We start from the raw sequence: 19,555 nt of genomic DNA on the forward strand, positions 1-19,555 counted from the left end.
CAGGCTCTATGTCAGACGCCACTACGCCCCCGCGCAAGCGCGGTGAAGCGTCCCAGGCGGACACGGCCTCGTCCCACACGATCCTGGAAGGGCGGCTCGGGTACCAGCTCGAGTCCGCCCTTCTGGTGCGTGCGCTGACCCACCGCTCCTTCGCGTACGAGAACGGCGGGCTGCCCACCAACGAGCGGCTGGAATTCCTCGGGGATTCGGTGCTCGGCCTGGTGGTCACCGACACGCTGTACCGCATCCACCCCGACCTGCCCGAGGGCCAGCTGGCCAAGCTGCGGGCCGCGGTGGTCAACTCGCGTGCGCTCGCGGAAGTGGGCCGCGGCCTCGACCTCGGCGCCTTCATCCGGCTCGGCCGGGGCGAAGAGGGCACGGGCGGCAGGGACAAGGCTTCCATCCTCGCCGACACCCTTGAAGCGGTGATCGGAGCGGTCTATCTCGACCGGGGACTCGACGCCGCGGCGGAGCTGGTGCACCGGCTCTTCGACCCGCTGATCGAGAAGTCCTCGAACCTCGGCGCCGGCCTGGACTGGAAGACCAGCCTCCAGGAGCTGACCGCCACCGAGGGTCTCGGGGTCCCGGAGTACCTGGTCTCCGAGACCGGGCCCGACCACGAGAAGACCTTCACGGCTGCCGCCCGCGTCGGTGGTGTCGCGTACGGCACCGGCACCGGCCGCAGCAAGAAGGAAGCCGAGCAGCAGGCGGCCGAGGCCGCCTGGCGCGCGATCCGCGCGGCTGCCGACGAGGCCCAGGCGAAGGCCAAGGAGGCCGACGCCAAAACCACGGCCACGGCGGCGGACGGCGGAGCCGCCGCCGACACGGCCTCCACGGCACGCTGATCGCCCTTCCGACCCCTACCGCACCGTCCGCACATCCGTAACGCCTCTCCCCGCCCCCGTGGCGGACGGCCCGCCCGGCCGTTCCGCCCGGGGGCGGTGAGGGCTCAAGGCCAAGGAGGCCCCCGTTGCCCGAGCTGCCCGAGGTCGAGGTGGTCCGCCGCGGACTGGAGCGCTGGGTCAGCGGCCGTACGGTCGCCGAGGTCCAGGTGCTGCACCCCCGCGCGGTCCGTCGCCACCTCGGCGGCCCGGAGGACTTCGCGGCCCGCCTCAGGGGCCGCCGCACCGGGACCGTCCGCCGCCGCGGCAAGTACCTGTGGCTGCCGTTCGACGACGACGGCGCCGCCGCCGAGTCCGTCCTGGCCCATCTCGGGATGAGCGGGCAGCTGCTGGTCCAGCCCGCCGAGGCCCCCGACGAGAAGCATCTGCGGATCCGGGTCCGCTTCGCCGACGACGCGGGCACCGAGCTGCGCTTCGTCGACCAGCGCACCTTCGGCGGACTCTCCCTGCACAACACCGTCCCCGGCGACCTGGAGGGACTGCCGGACGTCATCGCGCACATCGCGCGCGACCCGCTGGACCCCGCCTTCGACGAGGCGGCCTTCCACACCGCGCTGCGCCGCCGTCGCACCACGATCAAGCGCGCCCTGCTGGACCAGTCGCTGATCAGCGGGGTCGGCAACATCTACGCCGACGAGGCGCTGTGGCGCGCCCGGCTGCACTACGACCGGCCCACGGCCACCCTCACCCGCCCGCGCAGCGCCGAACTCCTCGGCCATGTGCGCGAGGTGATGACCGCGGCGCTGGCCGTCGGCGGCACCAGCTTCGACAGCCTCTATGTCAATGTGAACGGCGAGTCGGGGTACTTCGAGCGCTCCCTGGACGCGTACGGCCGGGAGAACGAGCCGTGCCGCCGTTGCGGCACCGCGCTGCGCCGCCGCCCCTGGATGAACCGCTCCAGCTACTTCTGCCCGCGCTGTCAGCGCCCGCCGCGCCCGGCCAGCGCGGCCCGTCCGGCATCCCGCCCGGCCGCCGCACCGCTTTCGGCGCGCGCCGCGTCGTAGCGCTCCCGGGCCGTGAGCACTTCGGGCATCCGGTCCTCGACCAGATTGATCAGGGCCAGCAGCCGCTCGGCGATCGCGTCGCCCAGTGGGGTGAGCCGGTAGTCCACCCGCGGGGGGTTGGTCGGCTGCGCCTCGCGGTGCACCAGGCCGTCGCGCTCCAGCGCCTGGAGCGTCTGGGACAGCATCTTCTCGCTGACGCCGTCGACCCGCCGCCGGAGCTCGTTGAAGCGGAAGGTGCCCTCGCGGAGCGCGCCCAGGATGAGGCCGCCCCATTTGCCGGTGACATGCTCCAGCGTGCCGCGCGAGGGGCAGGCGCGGGCGAACACGTCGAAGGCCAGGTCCGCCACGTCCGCCGTGGAGGACACATCGCCGGTGCGTTCACTGTCCATGACGACACCATACGCGCCCTCAGCGCTGACTTAAGGGGAGCGCTTTCGGATGGTGAGCATGCTGGGGCGGCCGCTGCACGGGTTTCAGTAGCCGAAGTCCTGGGTCCACCAGGGGCCGCCGGTGCCGAAGTGCGCGCCGACGCCCATCCGCTTGAACGAGCAGTTGAGGATGTTGGCGCGGTGGCCGGAACTGTTCATCCAGGAGTCCATCACGGCCTGTGCGTCCGACTGGCCGCGGGCGATGTTCTCCCCGCCCAGGTCCAGGATGCCCGCGCTCTCGGCGCGTTCCCAGGGGCTGTCGCCGTCGGGGTCGATGTGGTCGAAGAACTGCCGCAGGGACATGTCCTCGCTGAAGTCCTCGGCCAGCTGGGCGAGTTTGGGATCGGCCGTCACGGGGGCGCAGCCGGTCCGCTCGCGCTCCTCGTTGACGAGTGCGAGGACCTCCGCCTCCGCGGCGGTCTCCGCGCCGGCCGACTCCGCCGGGGGCGCGGACGCGGTCGGCTCCGTCGTGGGCGTACGGGACGGGGTCCCGCCCCCGTCCTTCGAGCCGCCCTCGTCGTCGCCGCCGGATCGGCCGGTCCCGGAGGAGCCGGAGGACCCCGGCTGCCCCGAGGGCGTGGCGGACGGCGTCCCGGAGGGTCTGGGCGTCTTGGAGGGAGTCGTGGAGGGTATGGGGGAGCGGTCGTCGGCACGGCCGGCCGGTGCCGTGCTGCGTCCGGTGGGGACCGCGGACTGCGAGCCCTGCGTCTCCAGCCCCGCCGGGGGGCCGCCCGCCTGCACCTGTCCGGCGGAGTCATTGCCCCCGCCCAGCTTGTAGTCGCCTCCGGGAACCAGCCCGGAGGCCATCGCCACCGCGCCGACCGCGACAGCGGCGGACACGCCCAACAGTCCGGTCCGGACCGGAGCGAGCGGGCCCCGGTGCGGTCCCCGGTGGCGGCCTGCGGCGGCCGTCTGCGCCGCGGTACCGGGGGCAGATCGTCGATGGCGGCCCATCTCCTGCCTTCCTTGTGAGCTCGGCGTCAAGGGTCACTCGAAATGTGTCACTCGTGTGCGCGAGTCATGTACCACTCGTGTGGGTGAGGCTCGTTGAGCCGGGACTGTACGCCATTCGGGCCCCAACGCGCGTGTCCCGTGGGCAAATCGACGGTTGAGCGGCTGCTCGCGCGGGGGGTTAGCGTTCGCGTATGAACGAGAGAGTCCGCCTCACCGTGTGGGTCCGTGGCCGCGTCCAGGGCGTCGGCTTCCGCTGGTACACCCGGGCCAACGCACTGCGCATCGGGGGCCTCGTCGGCTTTGCCTCCAACCTCGCCGACGGGCGGGTGCAGGTGGTCGCGGAGGGCCCGCGCGCGGAATGCGAACAGCTGCTCGAATGGCTTCGGGACGGCGACACGCCGGGGCGCGTCGAGGGAATCACCGAGATCTGGGACACACCGCGCGGTGGCTACGACACCTTCGAGATCCGTTGATCAACTCACCGGAGGCACCCTCCGCGACACCCCGCCGACCATGCCTTCCGTGCGCACGGTGAGCGGAAACGGGCTGATGGTTGCCAACGGCGCCGCTCCGTGGAAGGCTGCGGAGTCACGGAAGATCCCCTGACCGCCACGGACCCTCCGCAGAGGGCTCGCACAGTCCGCCGCCGGTGTGCTATCGACCCCCGCGGCCCCGTCGGCGTGTGATCGTGTTGACCCTCAAACCAATTGGTGAGACGCTGGAAGCCCCGCGCACCTTAACTGTTTGCCGCGCAGCACGGTAGTAATTCGGCAGGCATCGCGGGTGCAAATCCCTCACGACCCACACCGCTTCGGTCGGTCACTCATTGTGGAGGACCATCCATCATGGCAAAGGCGCTTCTCGGTTACGTCGGCGGCTCCGACCCCCGAGTCCTCGCCGAGATGCGACGGCTTCAGCAGCGCGTTCAGGATCTTGAATCCGAGCTTATCCGGATCCAGGCCGAGAACGACGCTCTGTCCGCCGCAGCTCGTCGCGACTCGCTGCTCGAAAGCATCGACGTATCCCAGGCGGAGCCTGCGCTCGCCTGACCCAGCCCTAGGGCCGGTCGGGCTGCATCGTCAGCCGCTTGAGAATCTTCAAGGGACGCCTCGGCGTCCCTTCGTCGTATCCCCGGTGCTGCCTCCGTGCCACCCTTACCGACTGATGTGCCCCTCTCTCCCAGCGGTGAAACCGATCATTGCTGAAACCGAGAAAAAGCCGGGACGGGCGCGCGGCGTCGCCTTCGCGGGACGGTGCCGGAGGAAGGGCGGCGGGTAGAGTCCAAAGGCGTGCATCTCAAGAGCCTGACCCTGCGAGGGTTCAAATCCTTCGCCTCCGCCACGACGCTCCGGTTCGAGCCGGGTATCACCTGCGTCGTCGGCCCCAATGGCTCGGGCAAGTCCAATGTCGTGGACGCTCTTTCCTGGGTCATGGGCGAACAGGGTGCCAAGTCCCTGCGCGGCGGGAAGATGGAGGACGTCATCTTCGCCGGGACCACCGGCCGTCCCCCGCTCGGCCGCGCCGAGGTCTCGCTCACCATCGACAACGCCGATGGCGCGCTGCCCATCGACTACGCCGAGGTCACCATCACGCGGATCATGTTCCGCAACGGCGGCAGCGAGTACCAGATCAACGGGGACACCTGCCGGCTGCTGGACATCCAGGAGCTGCTCTCCGACTCCGGTATCGGCCGTGAGATGCACGTCATCGTCGGGCAGGGCCAGCTCGACGGGGTGCTGCACGCCGACCCGACCGGCCGCCGCGCCTTCATCGAGGAGGCCGCGGGCGTCCTCAAGCACCGCAAGCGCAAGGAGAAGGCGCTGCGGAAACTGGACGCGATGCAGGCCAACCTCGCACGCGTCCAGGACCTCACCGACGAGCTGCGCCGCCAGCTCAAGCCGCTCGGCCGGCAGGCCGCGGTGGCCCGGCGGGCCGCCGTCATCCAGGCCGATCTGCGCGACGCCCGGCTGCGGCTGCTCGCCGACGACCTGGTGACCCTGCGCGAGGCGCTGCGGGCCGAGATCGCCGACGAGGCCGAGCTCAAGCGGCGCAAGGAGGCCGCGGAGGCCGAGCTGCGCGCCGCACAGCAGCGCGAGGCGGCGCTGGAGGAGCACGTGCGGCGGCTCGCGCCCCGGCTCCGGGACGCCCAGCAGACCTGGTACGAGCTCTCGCAGCTCGCCGAGCGGGTGCGCGGCACGATCAGCCTGGCGGACGCCCGGGTCAAGAGCGCCACCTCCGCCCCGGGGGAGGAGCGGCGCGGCCGCGACCCGGAGGACATGGAGCGCGAGGCGGCCCGCATCCGGGAGCAGGAGGCCGAGCTGGAGGCCGCCCTGGAGGCGGCGAGCCGGGCCCTGGAGGACACCGTGGCGCACCGGGCCGAGCTCGAGCGCGGCCTGGCCGAGGAGGAGCGCCGCCTCAAGGACGTGGCCCGCGCCATCGCCGACCGCCGCGAAGGGCTCGCCCGGCTCCAGGGCCAGGTGAACGCGGCCCGTGGCCGGGCCGGTTCGGCGCGCGCCGAGATCGAACGGCTGGTCGCCTCCCGCGACGAGGCACAGACCCGGGCGGTCGCGGCGCAGGAGGAGTACGAGCAGCTCAAGACGGAGGTCGACGGACTCGACGCGGATGACGTGGAACTGGCGGAGCGCCATGAGGCCGCGAAGCGCGAGCTGGCCGAGGCGGAGGCCACGCTGAGCGCGGCCCGCGAGGCCGCCACGGCCGCCGAGCGCGAACGCGCCGCGACCTCCGCCCGCCATGACGCCCTCGCCCTCGGGCTGCGCCGTAAGGACGGCACGGGCGCCCTGCTGGCGGCCGCCGACCGCCTCGGCGGACTCCTGGGCCCCGCCGCCGAACTCCTCACCGTCACCCCGGGCTTCGAGGTCCCCGTCGCCGCGGCCCTGGGCGCCGCCGCCGACGCGATCGCCGTCACCGGCCCTCGTGCGGCGGCCGAGGCGATCCGCCTCCTGCGCGCCGACGACGCCGGCCGCGCCGCCCTCCTCCTGGCCCCGGCCGCCGTCTCCGACGGCCCGGCCGCCGCCCCTGCCGCCGCCGCGCCGGGGCCGGGCGGCTCCAGTGGGCCGTCTCCCGGGCCCGACGGCGGGCCCGCTCCGGGTGACGGCCACGACGTCGTGCCCGGGACGCGTGCCCCAAAGGGTCCGGCGGACGCCTTCCCGGGCGCGGGGGACGCCACGGCCGCGGCGCGGCCGGGTGCCTCGGCCGCCACTTTGGAGCCGGGCGTTCCGGGCACGTCGCGGCCCGCCGCCGATCCGGCGGGGGAGCCGCCCGGCGCGGGTGAGGGCGGCCCCGTCGTACCGGGGACGCGCGTCGAGGGTGCCGGTCCGGTGTCCCCGGCCGGGGCGCCGGGCGCCGGCGTGGGCGTCGTCGCCGACGCCGACGAGGGGCGGGGGACGGGGGAGCCCTCCGTGGCGGTGCCGCGTCCCGCCGGAGAGAAGAGTCCGACCGGGTCCGGCGGCACCGGGGGGACGGTGCGGGCGGTGGATCTGGTGGGCGGGCCCGCTGGGTTGGTGGCGGCCGTAAGGCGGCTGCTCGACGGCATGGTGGTGGTCAGGACCCTGGAGGAGGCCGAGGCACTCGTCGTGCTGCGGCCGGAGTTGACGGCCGTGACCGCCGAGGGCGATCTGCTCGGGGCGCACTTCGCGCAGGGCGGGTCCGCCGGGGCGCCCACGCTGCTGGAGGTGCAGGCGTCCGTCGACGAGGCGGCGGCGGAGCTCGAGCGGCTCGCCGTACGGTGTGCGGAGCTGGCCGCGGCGCAGCGCGCGGCGCAGGAGCGGCGGGCCGAGTGCCGGGAGCTGGTCGAGGAGCTCGCGAGCCGGCGGAGCGCGGCGGACCGGGAGAAGTCGCGGGTCGCGCAGTCGCTGGGGCGGCTGGCGGGACAGGCGCGCGGGGCCGCCGGGGAGGCCGAGCGGACGGCCGCGGCCGTCGCCAGGGCCGAGGAGGCGCTGGAGCGGGCGACGGAGGAGGCGGAGGAGCTGGCCGAGCGGCTCGCCGTGGCGGAGGAGGAACCGGGCCAGGAGGAGCCGGACACCTCCGTACGGGACCGGCTGGCGGCCGACGGCGCCAACGCACGGCAGACCGAGATGGAGGCGCGGCTCCAGGTCCGTACGCATGAGGAGCGCGTCAAGGGGCTCGCGGGGCGGGCCGACGCGCTCGACCGGGGCGCGCGCGCCGAGCGTGAGGCACGGGCACGCGCCGAGCAGCGGCGCGCCCGGCTGCGCCACGAGGCGCGGGTGGCCTCCGCCGTGGCCGCCGGTGCCCGTCAGCTGCTGGCGCATGTCGAGGTGTCGCTGGAACGGGCCGGGCAGGAGCGGGACGCCGCGGAGCGCGCCAAGGCCGAGCGCGAACGGGAGCTGGACGCGGCCCGCGCCCAGGGCCGTGACCTCAAGAGCGAGCTGGACAAGCTGACCGACTCGGTGCACCGGGGTGAGGTGCTGGGCGCGGAGAAGCGGCTGCGGATCGAGCAGCTGGAGGCCAAGGCGCTGGAGGAGCTGGGCGTCGAACCGGCCGGGCTGATCGCCGAGTACGGCCCCGACCAGCTCGTCCCGCCGTCCCCGCCCGCCGAGGGTGAGGTGCTGCCCGAGGATCCCGAGCATCCGCGCAACCAGCCGGTGCGGTATGTGCGGGCGCAGCAGGAGAAGCGGCTGAAGGCCGCGGAGCGCGCGTACCAGCAGCTCGGCAAGGTCAATCCGCTGGCGCTGGAGGAGTTCGCGGCGCTGGAGGAGCGGCATCAGTTCCTGAGCGAGCAGCTGGAGGACCTCAAGAAGACCCGGGCCGATCTCCTTCAGGTGGTCAAGGAGGTCGACGAGCGGGTCGAGCAGGTCTTCACGGAGGCGTACCGGGACACCGCTCGCGAGTTCGAAGGGGTCTTCTCGCGGCTGTTCCCGGGCGGTGAGGGGCGGCTGGTGCTGACCGACCCCGAGCACATGCTGACCACGGGCGTGGATGTGGAGGCCCGGCCGCCGGGCAAGAAGGTCAAGCGGCTGTCGCTGCTGTCCGGCGGTGAGCGCTCGCTGACCGCCGTGGCCCTGCTGGTGTCCATCTTCAAGGCGCGGCCGAGCCCGTTCTATGTGATGGACGAGGTCGAGGCGGCGCTCGACGACACCAATCTGCAGCGACTGATCCGGATCATGCAGGAGCTGCAGGAGGCGTCCCAGCTGATCGTGATCACCCATCAGAAGCGGACGATGGAGGTCGCCGACGCGTTGTACGGCGTCTCCATGCAGGGTGACGGCGTCTCCAAGGTCATCAGCCAACGCTTGCGGTGACCGTTTCAACACTTGAAGTCAAGACATCAACCGGTGTGTCGGTGTGCTGGGGAGACTTCTTGGTCACACCCTATTGACTTCGAAACTTGAAGGAATAGTCTCTGCAACGTTGCTTTTACCTTCAAGTGGTGGTCGGCTCCTTCGCAGCCTCCGCTGGAAGGGCCAGCCATCCCCCCACGTCCGGCAGCGCTGCCGGACGGGCGTCAGGAGTTCACGTTGTCCACCACCGCGCAGGCGCAGGGAGTCGAGGGCCGCAAGGCCCAGCCGGATCACCTGGGCCATGTCATCTTCATCACCGCCGCCGCCGCGATGGGCGGATTCCTCTTCGGCTACGACAGCTCGGTGATCAACGGGGCGGTCGAAGCCATCCGCGGCAAGTACGACATCGGCTCCGCGGCCCTCGCCCAGGTCGTGGCCATCGCCCTGATCGGCTCGGCCATCGGCGCCGCCACCGCGGGCCGGATAGCCGACCGGATCGGGCGCATCCGCGTCATGCAGATCGCCGCCGTCCTGTTCACGATCAGCGCGGTCGGCTCGGCACTGCCCTTCTCGCTGTGGGACCTGGCGATCTGGCGAGTGCTTGGCGGTATCGGCATCGGCATGGCGTCGGTGATCGGCCCGGCCTACATCGCCGAGGTCGCCCCGCCCGCCTACCGCGGCCGGCTCGCCTCGTTCCAGCAGGCCGCGATCGTCGTCGGCATCGCCGTCTCCCAGCTCGTCAACTGGGGCATCCTCAACCTCGCCGACGACGAACAGCGCGGCAAGATCGCCGGGCTGGAGGCGTGGCAGTGGATGCTGGGCGTCATGGTGATCCCCGCCGTCGTCTACGGACTGCTGTCCTTCGCCATTCCCGAGTCGCCCCGCTACCTGATCTCCGTCGGCCGGACCGACCAGGCCAAGCAGGTCCTGGAGGAGGTCGAGGGCAAGAGCGTGGACCTCGATGTGCGGGTCGCCGAGATCGACCAGGCCATGCGCAGTGAGGAGAGGTCGACCTTCAAGGACCTCCTCGGCGGCCGGTTCGGGCTGCTGCCCATTGTCTGGATCGGCATCGGGCTCTCGGTCTTCCAGCAGCTCGTCGGCATCAACGTGGCCTTCTACTACTCCTCGACGCTGTGGCAGTCCGTCGGTGTCGACCCGAGCAGCTCGTTCTTCTACTCCTTCACCACGTCGATCATCAACATCCTGGGCACCGTGATCGCGATGGTCTTCGTCGACCGGATCGGCCGCAAGCCGCTCGCGCTCATCGGCTCCGTGGGCATGACGATCTCCCTGGCCCTGGTGGCCTGGGCCTTCTCGGCGGACCTGGTCGACGGCAAGCTGCCGCACACCCAGGGCGTCCTGGCGCTGATCGCGGCCCACGCCTTCGTGCTCTTCTTCGCCCTCTCGTGGGGTGTGGTGGTCTGGGTCCTGCTCGGCGAGATGTTCCCGAACAAGATCCGCGCCGCCGCCCTCGGCGTCGCCGCCTCCGCCCAGTGGATCGCCAACTGGGCCATCACCGCCAGCTTCCCGAGCCTGTCGGACTGGAACCTGTCGGGTACGTACATCATGTACACGGCCTTCGCCCTGCTCTCGATCCCGTTCATCCTCAAGTGGGTGCCGGAGACCAAGGGCAAGGCGTTGGAGGAGATGGGCTAACCCCCCCCCGCCGCCCACTCCTCGCATCAGGAGAACTGCCCCGCCTCAGTCCTTGAGGCGGGGCAGCACTCGTTCCGCGAACAGCCGCAGGGACCGCCAGCCCTCCTCCACCGGCATCCCCCCGCACAGCGGATGGAGCACCAGGCTCGCCATGTCGCCGCCCTCCGCCGCGTACGCCACGCACTCCTCGGGGGTCACGATGCGGTAGACGCCCTCCTGGCGCAGCGCCGCCACGTCCTCCGCGCGCGAGCGCACCGCCGAGCGCACCGTGCCCCGCTGCCAGGACGCGTACCTGCGGGCCTCGTACAGCAGATGCGGGCCGTACCGCGCCCAGGCCCGCTCCGGGTCCTCGGACAGGTGCAGCAGCGGGGTGACCGCCGGGGGCATCAGGCACCAGCCCTCGGTGCCGTACTCCACCCGCCGCGCGTGGTAGTACGCCTCCAGCTCCGGCAGATGCGCGCTCGGGAAGAACGGCAGGCCGAGCCGGGCCGCGCGGCGCGCCGCGACCCGCGAGCTGCCGCCGACCAGCAGCGGCGGATGCGGCCGGGTGTACGGGCGCGGGGTGATCCGGACGGTGCGGCCCCGGTAGTCGAAGGGCTCGCCGGTCCAGGCCGCGAGCAGCGTCTCCAGCGCCTCGTCCTGTAGCGCGCCACGCCCCTTCCAGTCCTTGCCGTGGGCCGCGTACTCCTCCGGCCGGTAGCCGATCCCCGCCACCGTGACCAGCCGCCCGCCGCCGGCCAGATCCAGCACGGCGAGGTCCTCGGCGAGCCGCAGCGGGTCGTACAGCGGCACGATCAGCGCCGAGACGGTGACGGTGATCCGGCGGGTGGTGCCCAGCAGCGCGCCCGCGAAGGCCAGCGGGGCGGGCAGCCAGTTGTCGGGGGACCCGTGGTGCTCCTCGGTCTGGAGCGTGGAGACGCCCCGCTCATCGGCGAAGGCCGCCATCTCCAGGGCGGCGCGGTACCGCTCGGACAGGCTGCGCGGGGTCGCGTCGGGATCGACGAGGTTGAGGCGTACGACCGTGACGGGCATGGCGGATGTCCTCCTTCGCGCGGAACTTCGTCGCGGAACGTCGTCGCGGAAGCGGCAGCCGGACCGTAGCTGACGCATCGTCAAATAGCCACCTACGTGGGCCGTTCGGCCCATCGCACGGGCGCGGCCGGGACGGATGACTCATGCGCCTGGGACGCGGGGCGGCCGATCGTAAGGACCGGCCCGCCACCTGGGCCACAGCCCGCATACGCCATCCGAGGAGGGGCGCGTGACGATCAGCACGGGGGAATCACTCATCACCGCGGCCGACATCGACGACCTCATCATCCGGGTCCGGCAGACCGCCGGCGACCCCGGATACCTGGAATCCGCCAAGACCGCGCTCTTCTCCGGCGCCGGCCCGGCCCCCGACACCGCGCGGCTCATCCGGCAGCGGCTGCTGGTGACCGCCCTGCGCCACGGGGGCGCGCTGCTGGCCAAGCTGCTCAGCCGGCTCAGCCCCCGCGAGACCGCGATGGTGCGCCGCTACGCACACCGGCTCGCCAACTTCCTGGACACGCTCCAGGTCTGGGCGGCGCAGCCCATCATGCTCGCCCTGATGCGGTTCGGACTGCCTTACGGAGAGGCGGAGACCATCGCCGTCGCCGTTCTGCTGCTCGTGTGGTGAGAGCCCGCCCCTCGGCACCGCCGCCGGTCGATACGGAACGGGGGTGCTAGGAGGTCACCGGTTCGGGTGGGCCGGGGCGGCCGGGCACTTCACGGCCGTGGCGGCGGGTAGGGCTCGGGACAAACACAAGGAGAACGCCCATGCGCCCTACCCGAATCCGCACGGCGATCGCACTCGGCATGAGCGCCGGGGCCGTCGCGTGGACCGCGGCCGCCTTCCCCGCCACCGCCTCCTCCCAGACCACCGCATCCGAGGACGCCTGGCGGGAGGCGGGGCACTACGACACCACCGCGGCCTGCTGGCGCGCGGGCGAGACCGGCGTCCGGCGGCACACCTGGGACGAGTACAAGTGCCGCCCCGGCCGCGGTGACAATGACGTCACGCTGTGGGCCAAGGGCGGCGGCTCCGGCGCCGGCGGGGCGCGTCCCCTCGCCACCGGGCCGGCCGCCGGCTGAGATGCGGCGTGCCGCGCTGCCGAAGGACCGGGCCGTGCGGGCCGCGGGCGGGGCTTCGGCACTGATCGTGGTGGTCCTGGCCGGGTGGGTGGCCGGGCTGCTGAGGGTCGACGACCAGTGGGCCGCGCTCGCCTACCCACGCCCCCGAGGCGCCACCGTGCTGACCAGGGTCGCCGTGGGCGTCCCGGTGCTGGGCGTCGGAGTGCTGCTGCTGGCCGAGCGCTCGGCCCGGCGCTACGGCGGCGTCCTGCTGGTGGCCGGCGGCCTGTGGCTGCTGCCCTCGGCCGCGGCCGGGCTGCTGGGCCTGGCCGATCTGGGCACGACCGGTGCCGTGGTGTCCCTGCTGCTCGCCGCCGCCAAGATGGCCTGCCGCCCGCTGACCGTCCTGCTGCTGCCGCTGTGGCTGTTCCCACGGGGTGGACCGGCCGGCGAGCCGAAGGACGCGCCGGCCGCGCCGGCCGGCCCCAGAGGTGGCGAGGCACCGGTGCCGGCACCGGACCGCAGCGCCCGGAGGCGAGCCGGCCGCCGAGGGGCCCGGCGGTGGCAGTGGTGGGCGATCAGCGTGGTCGCGTCCGGCTACTGGCTGGGGTACGCGGCGCTGTGGCTGATCAGCGAGCCCCTGGTGGGCTCGGTGCCCAACCCGGCGTTCCGCACCGCGGCCGGCCAGTGGGCCTTCGACCACCTGGATGCCTACGCCGCGGCCGAGACCTGGGTACTGCGCACCGTCGCCGCGGCCGTGACCGCCGCCCTGTGCTGCCGCGCCGCCGTCTCCCGCGGCGCCGAGCGGCGCGACTGGGCACTGCTCGCCGCCGCCTACCCCGCCTGCGTCTCGCTCCTGCTGTCCCAGTGGGGCGAGGGCGTGCCCACGATCGTGGCCCGCACGGCCGGCAGCGCCGTATGGGCCGCCGCGATCTGCCTCGGCGTCGCCCGCACCGGCATCTGGCGGCTGGACCGCTCCACCAGCCACCGCCTCGCCCGAGCCTTCGTGCTCACCTCACTGGCCGCGGTGGTGGTCTGCACGGTCGTCGCCGTCCAGGCCGGACTCCCCTCCGTACGGAGCGGGGCCACCACCGTCACCGCCGGGTGCGCCCTGGTGCTGGGCTGGGGGCTGCGGCCGAGCGCCCGCTGGCTCACCCGCTGCGTCGAGCGCGCCTTCTACGGGCCCCGGGCCCGCCCGCACGAGGCCGTGAGCGCCCTGGCCGTACGGCTCCAGCAGGCCCCGCACCCGGGCGAGGTGCCCCAGCAGATCTGCCGCAGCGCCGTGGAGGACCTCGGCGTCTCGGGCGCCGCCGTCAGCGTCGACACCCGCGCCGGACCCCGGCGGCTGGCCTCCGCCGGGGCCCCGCTGACCGGCCCGGTACAGACGTATCCGCTGCGCCACCACGGCCGCACCGTCGGCCGCCTGGAGGTCTCCCGCGACGGCTCCGGCACCCCGGCCGGACGCGACAGCGGGCTGCTCTCCCTCCTCGCCGACCAGGCCGCCCCCGCGCTCGCCGCGCTGCGCCTGGCCGAGGAGGCCCAGGCCGCCCGGGAACGGCTGGTGCTCGCCCGCGAACAGGAGCGCCGCCGGCTGCGCAGGGAGATCCACGACGGACTCGGCCCGCAGCTGGCCGCCGTAAGGCTGCGTCTGGACATCGCGCAGACCTCCTGTCCGCCCGGTCACCCCGCCACCCCTCAGCTGTGCGAGGCGGCCGAGACCCTTGCCGAGGCCCTGGTCGAGGTGCGGCGCATCACCGCGGGCCTGGCCCCGGCCGCGCTGGCCGAGCGCGGGCTGGCCGGCGCGGTCCGGGACCTGGCGCACCGGCTGGGCGTCGACGGGCTGCGGGTGAGCGTGGCCAGCCGCCCCGCCGCGCTGCCCCCGCTGTCGCCCGGTGTCGAGACGGCCGCGTACCGGATCGCGGCGGAGTCGCTGACCAACGCCGTACGACACGCTCGGGCGCGCCAGGTGAGCGTCGAGCTGACCGCGGGCCCGGACACCCTGGAGGTCAAGGTCACCGACGACGGAAGCGGGCTGCGCGAGACCGCGGTGCCGGGTGTGGGCCTGGCCTCGGTCACCGAACGGGCCGAGGAGATCGGCGGCTCCTGCTCGGTGACCGGATCGGCGACCGGCACGGTGGTGCACGCGGTGCTGCCGCTCGCCGGGCCGGGCGAGCACGGCAACCCCGAGGAGCGCCGCGCGCCCACCGGGCACGAGGCGTGCCGGGCGCTCATCGCGTCGAGGACGTCCGAGGACGCGCCGCCGCAACCCGAGCCGACGCAATCCGAGCCGCCGCAACCCGAGCCGACGAGACCCACGTCGACGCATCCCACGTCGACGCAACCCAAGGAGAGGACAGCGGGTGACAGCGGTCGTGGAACCTCCGCAGTGGCGGGTACTGCTGGTGGACGACCATCCCCTCTTCCGCGAGGGGCTGGCCGCCGCCGTCAACCTCGATGACGCGTTCGCCGTCGTCGGGCAGGCGGCCTGCGCGGACGGGGCGATAGCCGAGGCCGTGCGCACCGGCCCGGATCTGGTGGTCATGGACCTCGGGCTGCCCGGCCGGTCCGGTCTGGAGGCGACCCGGCGGATCCTGTGCGATCACCCCGAGACCCGGGTGCTGGTCATGACGATGTCCGAGGACGACGACAGCCTGCTGGCCGCCGTGCGGGCCGGGGCGCGCGGCTATCTCCTCAAGGGCGCGGGCCGGGACGAGATCCTGCGCGCGCTGCACACCGTGGCGCGCGGCGGCGCGGTCTTCAGCCCGCGGATGGCCGAACGGCTCGGGGTGCTGCTCGGCGCGTCCGGCTCCGCGTCCGCCAAGGAGGCGTTCCCGACCCTGACCGCCCGCGAGCGCGAGGTGCTGGACCTGCTCGCGGCCGGACTCGGCTACCGCCAGATCGCCCAGCGGCTGGTGGTCACCGACAAGACGGTGCGCAACCACGTCGGCTCGATCTTCGCCAAGCTTCAGGTGCACGACCGCGCCCAGGCGATCGTGCGCGCCCGGCAGGCCGGGCTGGGAGGCGAATGACTCGCTTCCCCTCGTGGCTGATACTGGGGGCGTTATGGAATACCTCATCCTTGCCGTAGTCATCGCTGTGGTCGCGGTCGCCGCGATCAGCGGGCTCGTGATCAGCGGCCGCAAGAAGAAGCGGCTGCCCCCGCCCCCGCCGAGCAGCCCCACCGTCACCGCGCCGCCCGCCGAACCGCACGTCGGCGAGGAGGCCGAAACCCCGCGTGGGGAACCACGCAGAACCATCGAGGAGGTGGATCTTCCGAGGGCCGAGGCCCCGGCCACGACCGCGGAGGCGCCCGCCCCCGCCGTGCCCGAGGTCCCGCCGATCGAGGTCCCGGAGCCGACCGCCGGCCGGCTGATCCGGCTGCGCGCCCGGCTGTCCCGCTCCCAGACCACCCTGGGCAAGGGGCTGCTGACCCTGCTGTCCCGGGAGCACCTGGACGAGGAGACCTGGGAGGAGATCGAGGACACGCTGCTGACCGCCGACGTCGGCGTGGCGCCGACCCAGGAGCTGGTCGAGCGGCTGCGGGAGCGCGTCAAGGTGCTCGGCACCCGTACCCCCGAAGAGCTGCGCACTCTGCTGCGTGAGGAGCTGCTGCACCTCATCGGCACCGAGGCCGACCGTTCGGTGCACACCGAGAGCGGCGTGGGCGCGAACGGCGAGGAGAAGCCGGGCGTCGTCATGGTCGTCGGCGTCAACGGCACCGGTAAGACCACCACGACCGGCAAGCTCGCCCGGGTGCTCGTCGCGGACGGCAAGTCCGTGGTGCTCGGCGCGGCCGACACCTTCCGTGCCGCCGCCGCCGACCAGCTTCAGACGTGGGGCGAGCGGGTCGGCGCCCGTACGGTCCGGGGGCCGGAGGCCGGTGACCCCGCCTCGGTCGCCTTCGACGCGGTGAAGGAGGGCATCGCCGAGAGCGCGGACGTCGTCCTGATCGACACCGCCGGGCGGCTGCACACCAAGACCGGTCTGATGGACGAGCTGGGCAAGGTCAAGCGGGTCGTGGAGAAGCACGGCGCGGTGGACGAGGTGCTGCTCGTCCTCGACGCCACGACCGGGCAGAACGGCCTGGTGCAGGCGCGGGTGTTCGCCGAGGTGGTGGACATCACCGGCATCGTGCTGACCAAGCTGGACGGCACCGCCAAGGGCGGCATCGTCGTCGCGGTCCAGCGTGAGCTGAACGTCCCGGTCAAGCTGGTGGGGCTGGGCGAGGGCGCGGACGATCTCGCGCCGTTCGAGCCGGAGGCGTTCGTCGACGCGCTGATCGGCGGCTGAGGCCCGTGGTGGGGGGATCACCCGTAGCGTGCCGGACGGGCCGGGGCTGACTCCCGGTCCGTCCGGCGTTTGTGCAGGGGGCGAGGGCTCCCGGCCCGTCCGGCGTTCGCGCGGAAGGGGCGAGCCGCCTCAGGCCCCGGCGGCCCGGTGGCTCAGATAGGCGAGGGTGCCCAGGACCAGCCGGGCGTGCGGCGGGCGGCCCGCCGTGTCGAGGGTCGGCGGGCGCAGCCAGCGGACCGGTCCCAGGCCGCCGAGGTCGGAGGGCGGGGCGGTGATGTGGTCGCCCGGACCCAGACAGCGCAGGTCGAGGTCGGCGTCGTCCCAGCCCATGCGGTACAGCAGCTCGGGCAGTTCGGCGGCGGCGCCGGGGGCGACGAAGAACTGGGCGCGCCCGTGCGGGGTGACGGCCACCGGACCGAGGGGCAGGCCCATCCGCTCCAGCCGGACCAGCGCGTGGCGACCCGCGTACTCCGCGACCTCCAGGACGTCGAACGAGCGGCCCACGGGCAGCAGCACGGCCGCCCCCGGGACCTGCTCCCACGCGGCCGCGGCGGCGTCCAGGGTGGCGCCCGCCGGGACGGCGGAGGCCAAGGAGAGGGGATGCGCGCCGGGGGAGGAGCAGTCACGCACACCGCATGAACATTCGTTTCTGCTGCCCCCAGAGCCCCGTGTCGCCCGCGCGCCCGGCACCACGTCCCAGCCCCACAGGCCGGTGTACTCCGCCACCGTCGTGGACTCGGACGTACGGCCGCGGCGCCGTGAGCCGGACCGCATGTCCCGGATGCCGCCGATCGTGAAGCCCATGCCCCCTCCAACGGGTCCCGCTCTCGATGGTTACGAGCCGGAGCGTGATCATGACGCTCCGTCGTCGACGTGGTGCGACGTCGTGCGTTCCGATGGAACGGAGCCATGAGCGCGGGACGCGACCCATGCGCCCCCATATGCACCCCTTCACCCGTTCCCGTCGCCCCGGTGTCAAGTCAATCGCGGGAAACGGCGACGGGGTTCATTCGAAGGGGTGGCGAATGGTGGCGTTTTCGGGAATCGCCTCGCAGGGAGCGTGATCGTAAGATTACTTTCAGTGCGCGATCCCCTGGGCGTGGTGCTCGCTCGAGTGTGAGTTGACGATGGGCGGAATACGGGTCGGTACATGCCACTGGCATGAGGCGGTTCCCCGTCCGGACGGTTGATGCGTTGTATCGCGGGGACAACTGACCGTGACAGAAGGCATTCTGGTGGCGGTCCGGGAAGATTCGTGGGATGGGGGCATTCCGGTGGGCGACGGCGGCGGCGGTGCTGGGAAGCGCCCCAATGCGCAATTGGGCTCGTGGTTCGTGCGCAGCGGCTGGTCGAAGGGGGAGCTGGCGCGCCAAGTCAACCGCAGAGCGCGGCAGTTAGGTGCCCATCACATCAGTACGGACACTTCGCGGGTGCGCCGCTGGCTGGACGGTGAGCAGCCCCGGGAGCCCATTCCGCAGATCCTCTCCGAGCTGTTCTCCGAGCGCTTCGGCTGTGTGGTCGGCATCGAGGACCTCGGGCTGCGCTCCGCCCATCGGTCACCGTCCGTGTCCGGTGTGGACCTCCCCTGGGCCGGTCCCGAAACGGTGGCGCTGATCGGTGAGTTCTCCCGCAGCGATCTGATGCTCGCCCGCCGCGGCTTTCTCGGCACCTCCCTCTCGCTGGCCGCGGGCCCCGCCCTGATCGAGCCGATGCAGCGCTGGCTGGTGCCCTCGCCCGGCGGGCAGCCCGGCGGGGCCAAGGCGGCGGACGGCGGGCGCACGCGCCGGGTCTCCCGGCTCTCCGAGCCCGAGCTGGAGCTGCTGGAGTCCACCATCGTGATGTTCCGCACCTGGGACGCCCAGTGCGGGGGCGGGCTGCGCCGCAAGGCGGTCGTCGGCCAGCTGCACGAAGTCACCGATCTGCTCCAGGAGCCGCATCCGGAGGAGGTCTCCGGGCGGCTGTTCAAGGTGGCGGGCGAGCTCGCCGAGCTGGCCGGGTGGATGAGCTACGACATCGGGCTCCAGCCCACCGCGCAGAAGTATTTCGTGCTGGCCCTGCACGCCGCCAAGGAATCCGGTGACCGCCCCCTCGGCTCGTACATCCTCTCCAGCATGAGCCGCCAGATGATCCACGTCGGGCGGCCCGACGACGCGCTGGAGCTGATCCACCTCGCGCAGTACGGCAGCCGGGAGAGCGCCACCCCGCGCACCCAGGCCATGCTGTATGCGATGGAGGCCCGTGCCTACGCCAACATGGGCCAGCCCAGCAAGTGCCACCGCGCCGTGAAGATGGCCGAGGACACCTTCGCCGAGTGCGCCGAGGGCGACGGCGACCCCGACTGGATCCGCTTCTTCTCCGAGGCCGAGCTCAACGCGGAGAACGCCCACTCCTACCGCGATCTCGCCTATGTGGCCGGCCGCAGCCCCACCTACGCCAAGCTCGCCGACCCGGTGATGCGCAGGGCCGTGCGGCTCTTCGGCCAGGAGACCGAGCAGGACGGCGGCCCCCAGCGTTCGTATGCGCTCAACCTGATCGGCATGGCCACCGTCCACCTCCTCCAGAAGGAGCCGGAGCAGGCCGCCGCGGTCGCCCGGGAGGCGCTGCCGCTCGCCAAGCGGGTGCGCTCGGAGCGGGTCAACAACCGGCTGCGCAAGACCGTGGACACGGCGGTGCGCCAGTTCGGCGACGTACCGGAGATCGCCGACCTCGGCGATCGGCTGGCCACCCTGATGCCCGACACACCCGAAGCGGCGGGGCCCGGCCGGGCCGTCTGAGCGGTTCCCGCGGTGGTTGCGACACGGTAACGGAGGGCGTGGCCCTCCTCACCGCGGTTCATCGGTACGTAACACTCCCGCGTCCTTCGTCACTGCGGCGAAACATCGGGTGGCATCGACTGAAACGGCGCTGCGCCAACCTCGAGGCGAATACCGGCCCCCGATGTCCTGCCCGCACGGGCCGTCGTTTCGAGG

16 protein-coding genes are annotated in these 19,555 nt (G+C 73.0%); 12 read left to right on the top strand and 4 right to left on the bottom strand.

Features of this window, described 5'->3' with window-relative positions; translation table 11 throughout:
• Positions 1 to 8: 8 nt before the first annotated feature.
• Together rnc and mutM are read left to right on the top strand one after the other, a co-directional pair.
• On the top strand, positions 9 to 845 hold the full coding sequence (rnc, locus tag PS467_RS29210) for a ribonuclease III (RefSeq protein WP_311037722.1): 837 nt from the start codon (positions 9 to 11) through the stop codon (positions 843 to 845).
• Between the two features lie 125 nt (positions 846 to 970).
• Entirely contained in the window at positions 971 to 1,906 is a 936-nt protein-coding gene (gene mutM / locus PS467_RS29215; protein ID WP_311037723.1) for a bifunctional DNA-formamidopyrimidine glycosylase/DNA-(apurinic or apyrimidinic site) lyase, read from the top strand.
• Here mutM and PS467_RS29220 read toward each other — a convergent pair.
• Both PS467_RS29220 and PS467_RS29225 read right to left on the bottom strand, forming a co-directional pair.
• Entirely contained in the window at positions 1,822 to 2,295 is a 474-nt protein-coding gene (locus PS467_RS29220; protein WP_311037724.1) for a winged helix-turn-helix transcriptional regulator, read from the bottom strand. The two genes, mutM and PS467_RS29220, sit on opposite strands and share 85 nt — an antisense overlap.
• An 84-nt stretch (positions 2,296 to 2,379) precedes the next feature.
• Complete coding sequence (locus PS467_RS29225) at positions 2,380 to 3,288, bottom strand: CAP domain-containing protein (RefSeq protein ID WP_432280645.1); 909 nt, start codon at positions 3,286 to 3,288, stop codon at positions 2,380 to 2,382.
• Positions 3,289 to 3,479: 191 nt separating this feature from the next.
• Here PS467_RS29225 and PS467_RS29230 point away from each other — a divergent pair, with 191 nt between their 5' ends.
• The 4 genes from PS467_RS29230 (at position 3,480) to PS467_RS29245 (ending at position 10,202) form a co-directional block, all read left to right on the top strand.
• Positions 3,480 to 3,761 carry an acylphosphatase gene (locus tag PS467_RS29230; protein ID WP_268974647.1) on the top strand — a complete coding sequence of 94 codons (282 nt, stop codon included), beginning with the start codon at positions 3,480 to 3,482 and terminating at the stop codon, positions 3,759 to 3,761.
• A gap of 372 nt (positions 3,762 to 4,133) precedes the next feature.
• Positions 4,134 to 4,337 carry a hypothetical protein gene (locus PS467_RS29235; protein WP_268974648.1) on the top strand — a complete coding sequence of 68 codons (204 nt, stop codon included), beginning with the start codon at positions 4,134 to 4,136 and terminating at the stop codon, positions 4,335 to 4,337.
• 240 nt (positions 4,338 to 4,577) lie between these two features.
• On the top strand, positions 4,578 to 8,567 hold the full coding sequence (locus tag PS467_RS29240; protein WP_311037726.1) for an SMC hinge domain-related protein: 3,990 nt from the start codon (positions 4,578 to 4,580) through the stop codon (positions 8,565 to 8,567).
• A 216-nt stretch (positions 8,568 to 8,783) separates the two neighbouring features.
• Positions 8,784 to 10,202: a sugar porter family MFS transporter gene (locus tag PS467_RS29245; protein ID WP_311037727.1), complete on the top strand. Its 1,419-nt coding sequence runs from the start codon at positions 8,784 to 8,786 to the stop codon at positions 10,200 to 10,202.
• 45 nt (positions 10,203 to 10,247) lie between these two features.
• Here the strand turns inward: PS467_RS29245 and PS467_RS29250 are convergent, their stop codons facing one another.
• Positions 10,248 to 11,234, bottom strand: coding sequence for an LLM class flavin-dependent oxidoreductase (locus PS467_RS29250; protein ID WP_311037728.1), 987 nt, complete (start codon positions 11,232 to 11,234; stop codon positions 10,248 to 10,250).
• A gap of 229 nt (positions 11,235 to 11,463) precedes the next feature.
• On the opposite strand from PS467_RS29250, the gene PS467_RS29255 reads away from it, so the two are divergent.
• The 5 genes from PS467_RS29255 (at position 11,464) to ftsY (ending at position 16,586) form a co-directional block, all read left to right on the top strand.
• Positions 11,464 to 11,862, top strand: a complete 399-nt coding sequence (locus tag PS467_RS29255) for a YqxI family protein (protein ID WP_268974652.1) — start codon at positions 11,464 to 11,466, stop codon at positions 11,860 to 11,862.
• A gap of 140 nt (positions 11,863 to 12,002) precedes the next feature.
• Entirely contained in the window at positions 12,003 to 12,317 is a 315-nt protein-coding gene (locus PS467_RS29260; RefSeq protein WP_311037729.1) for a hypothetical protein, read from the top strand.
• 34 nt (positions 12,318 to 12,351) lie between these two features.
• Positions 12,352 to 14,754: a sensor histidine kinase gene (locus PS467_RS29265; RefSeq protein ID WP_311037730.1), complete on the top strand. Its 2,403-nt coding sequence runs from the start codon at positions 12,352 to 12,354 to the stop codon at positions 14,752 to 14,754.
• Positions 14,657 to 15,325, top strand: coding sequence for a response regulator (locus PS467_RS29270; protein ID WP_268974655.1), 669 nt, complete (start codon positions 14,657 to 14,659; stop codon positions 15,323 to 15,325). The genes PS467_RS29265 and PS467_RS29270 overlap by 98 nt, the downstream gene beginning before the upstream one ends.
• A gap of 34 nt (positions 15,326 to 15,359) precedes the next feature.
• Positions 15,360 to 16,586: a signal recognition particle-docking protein FtsY gene (ftsY, locus tag PS467_RS29275; protein ID WP_311037731.1), complete on the top strand. Its 1,227-nt coding sequence runs from the start codon at positions 15,360 to 15,362 to the stop codon at positions 16,584 to 16,586.
• A 129-nt stretch (positions 16,587 to 16,715) separates the two neighbouring features.
• Here ftsY and PS467_RS29280 read toward each other — a convergent pair whose 3' ends face one another.
• Positions 16,716 to 17,390, bottom strand: a complete 675-nt coding sequence (locus tag PS467_RS29280) for a bifunctional DNA primase/polymerase (RefSeq protein WP_268974657.1) — start codon at positions 17,388 to 17,390, stop codon at positions 16,716 to 16,718.
• 470 nt (positions 17,391 to 17,860) lie between these two features.
• Here PS467_RS29280 and nsdA point away from each other — a divergent pair, with 470 nt between their 5' ends.
• A complete protein-coding gene (gene nsdA / locus PS467_RS29285) occupies positions 17,861 to 19,360 on the top strand; it encodes a transcriptional repressor NsdA (protein WP_311039992.1) in 1,500 nt (499 codons plus the stop codon).
• The last annotated feature ends 195 nt before the right edge of the window (positions 19,361 to 19,555 follow it).

The sequence above is a fragment of the Streptomyces luomodiensis genome (genome assembly GCF_031679605.1).
GTDB lineage: Bacteria > Actinomycetota > Actinomycetes > Streptomycetales > Streptomycetaceae > Streptomyces > Streptomyces luomodiensis.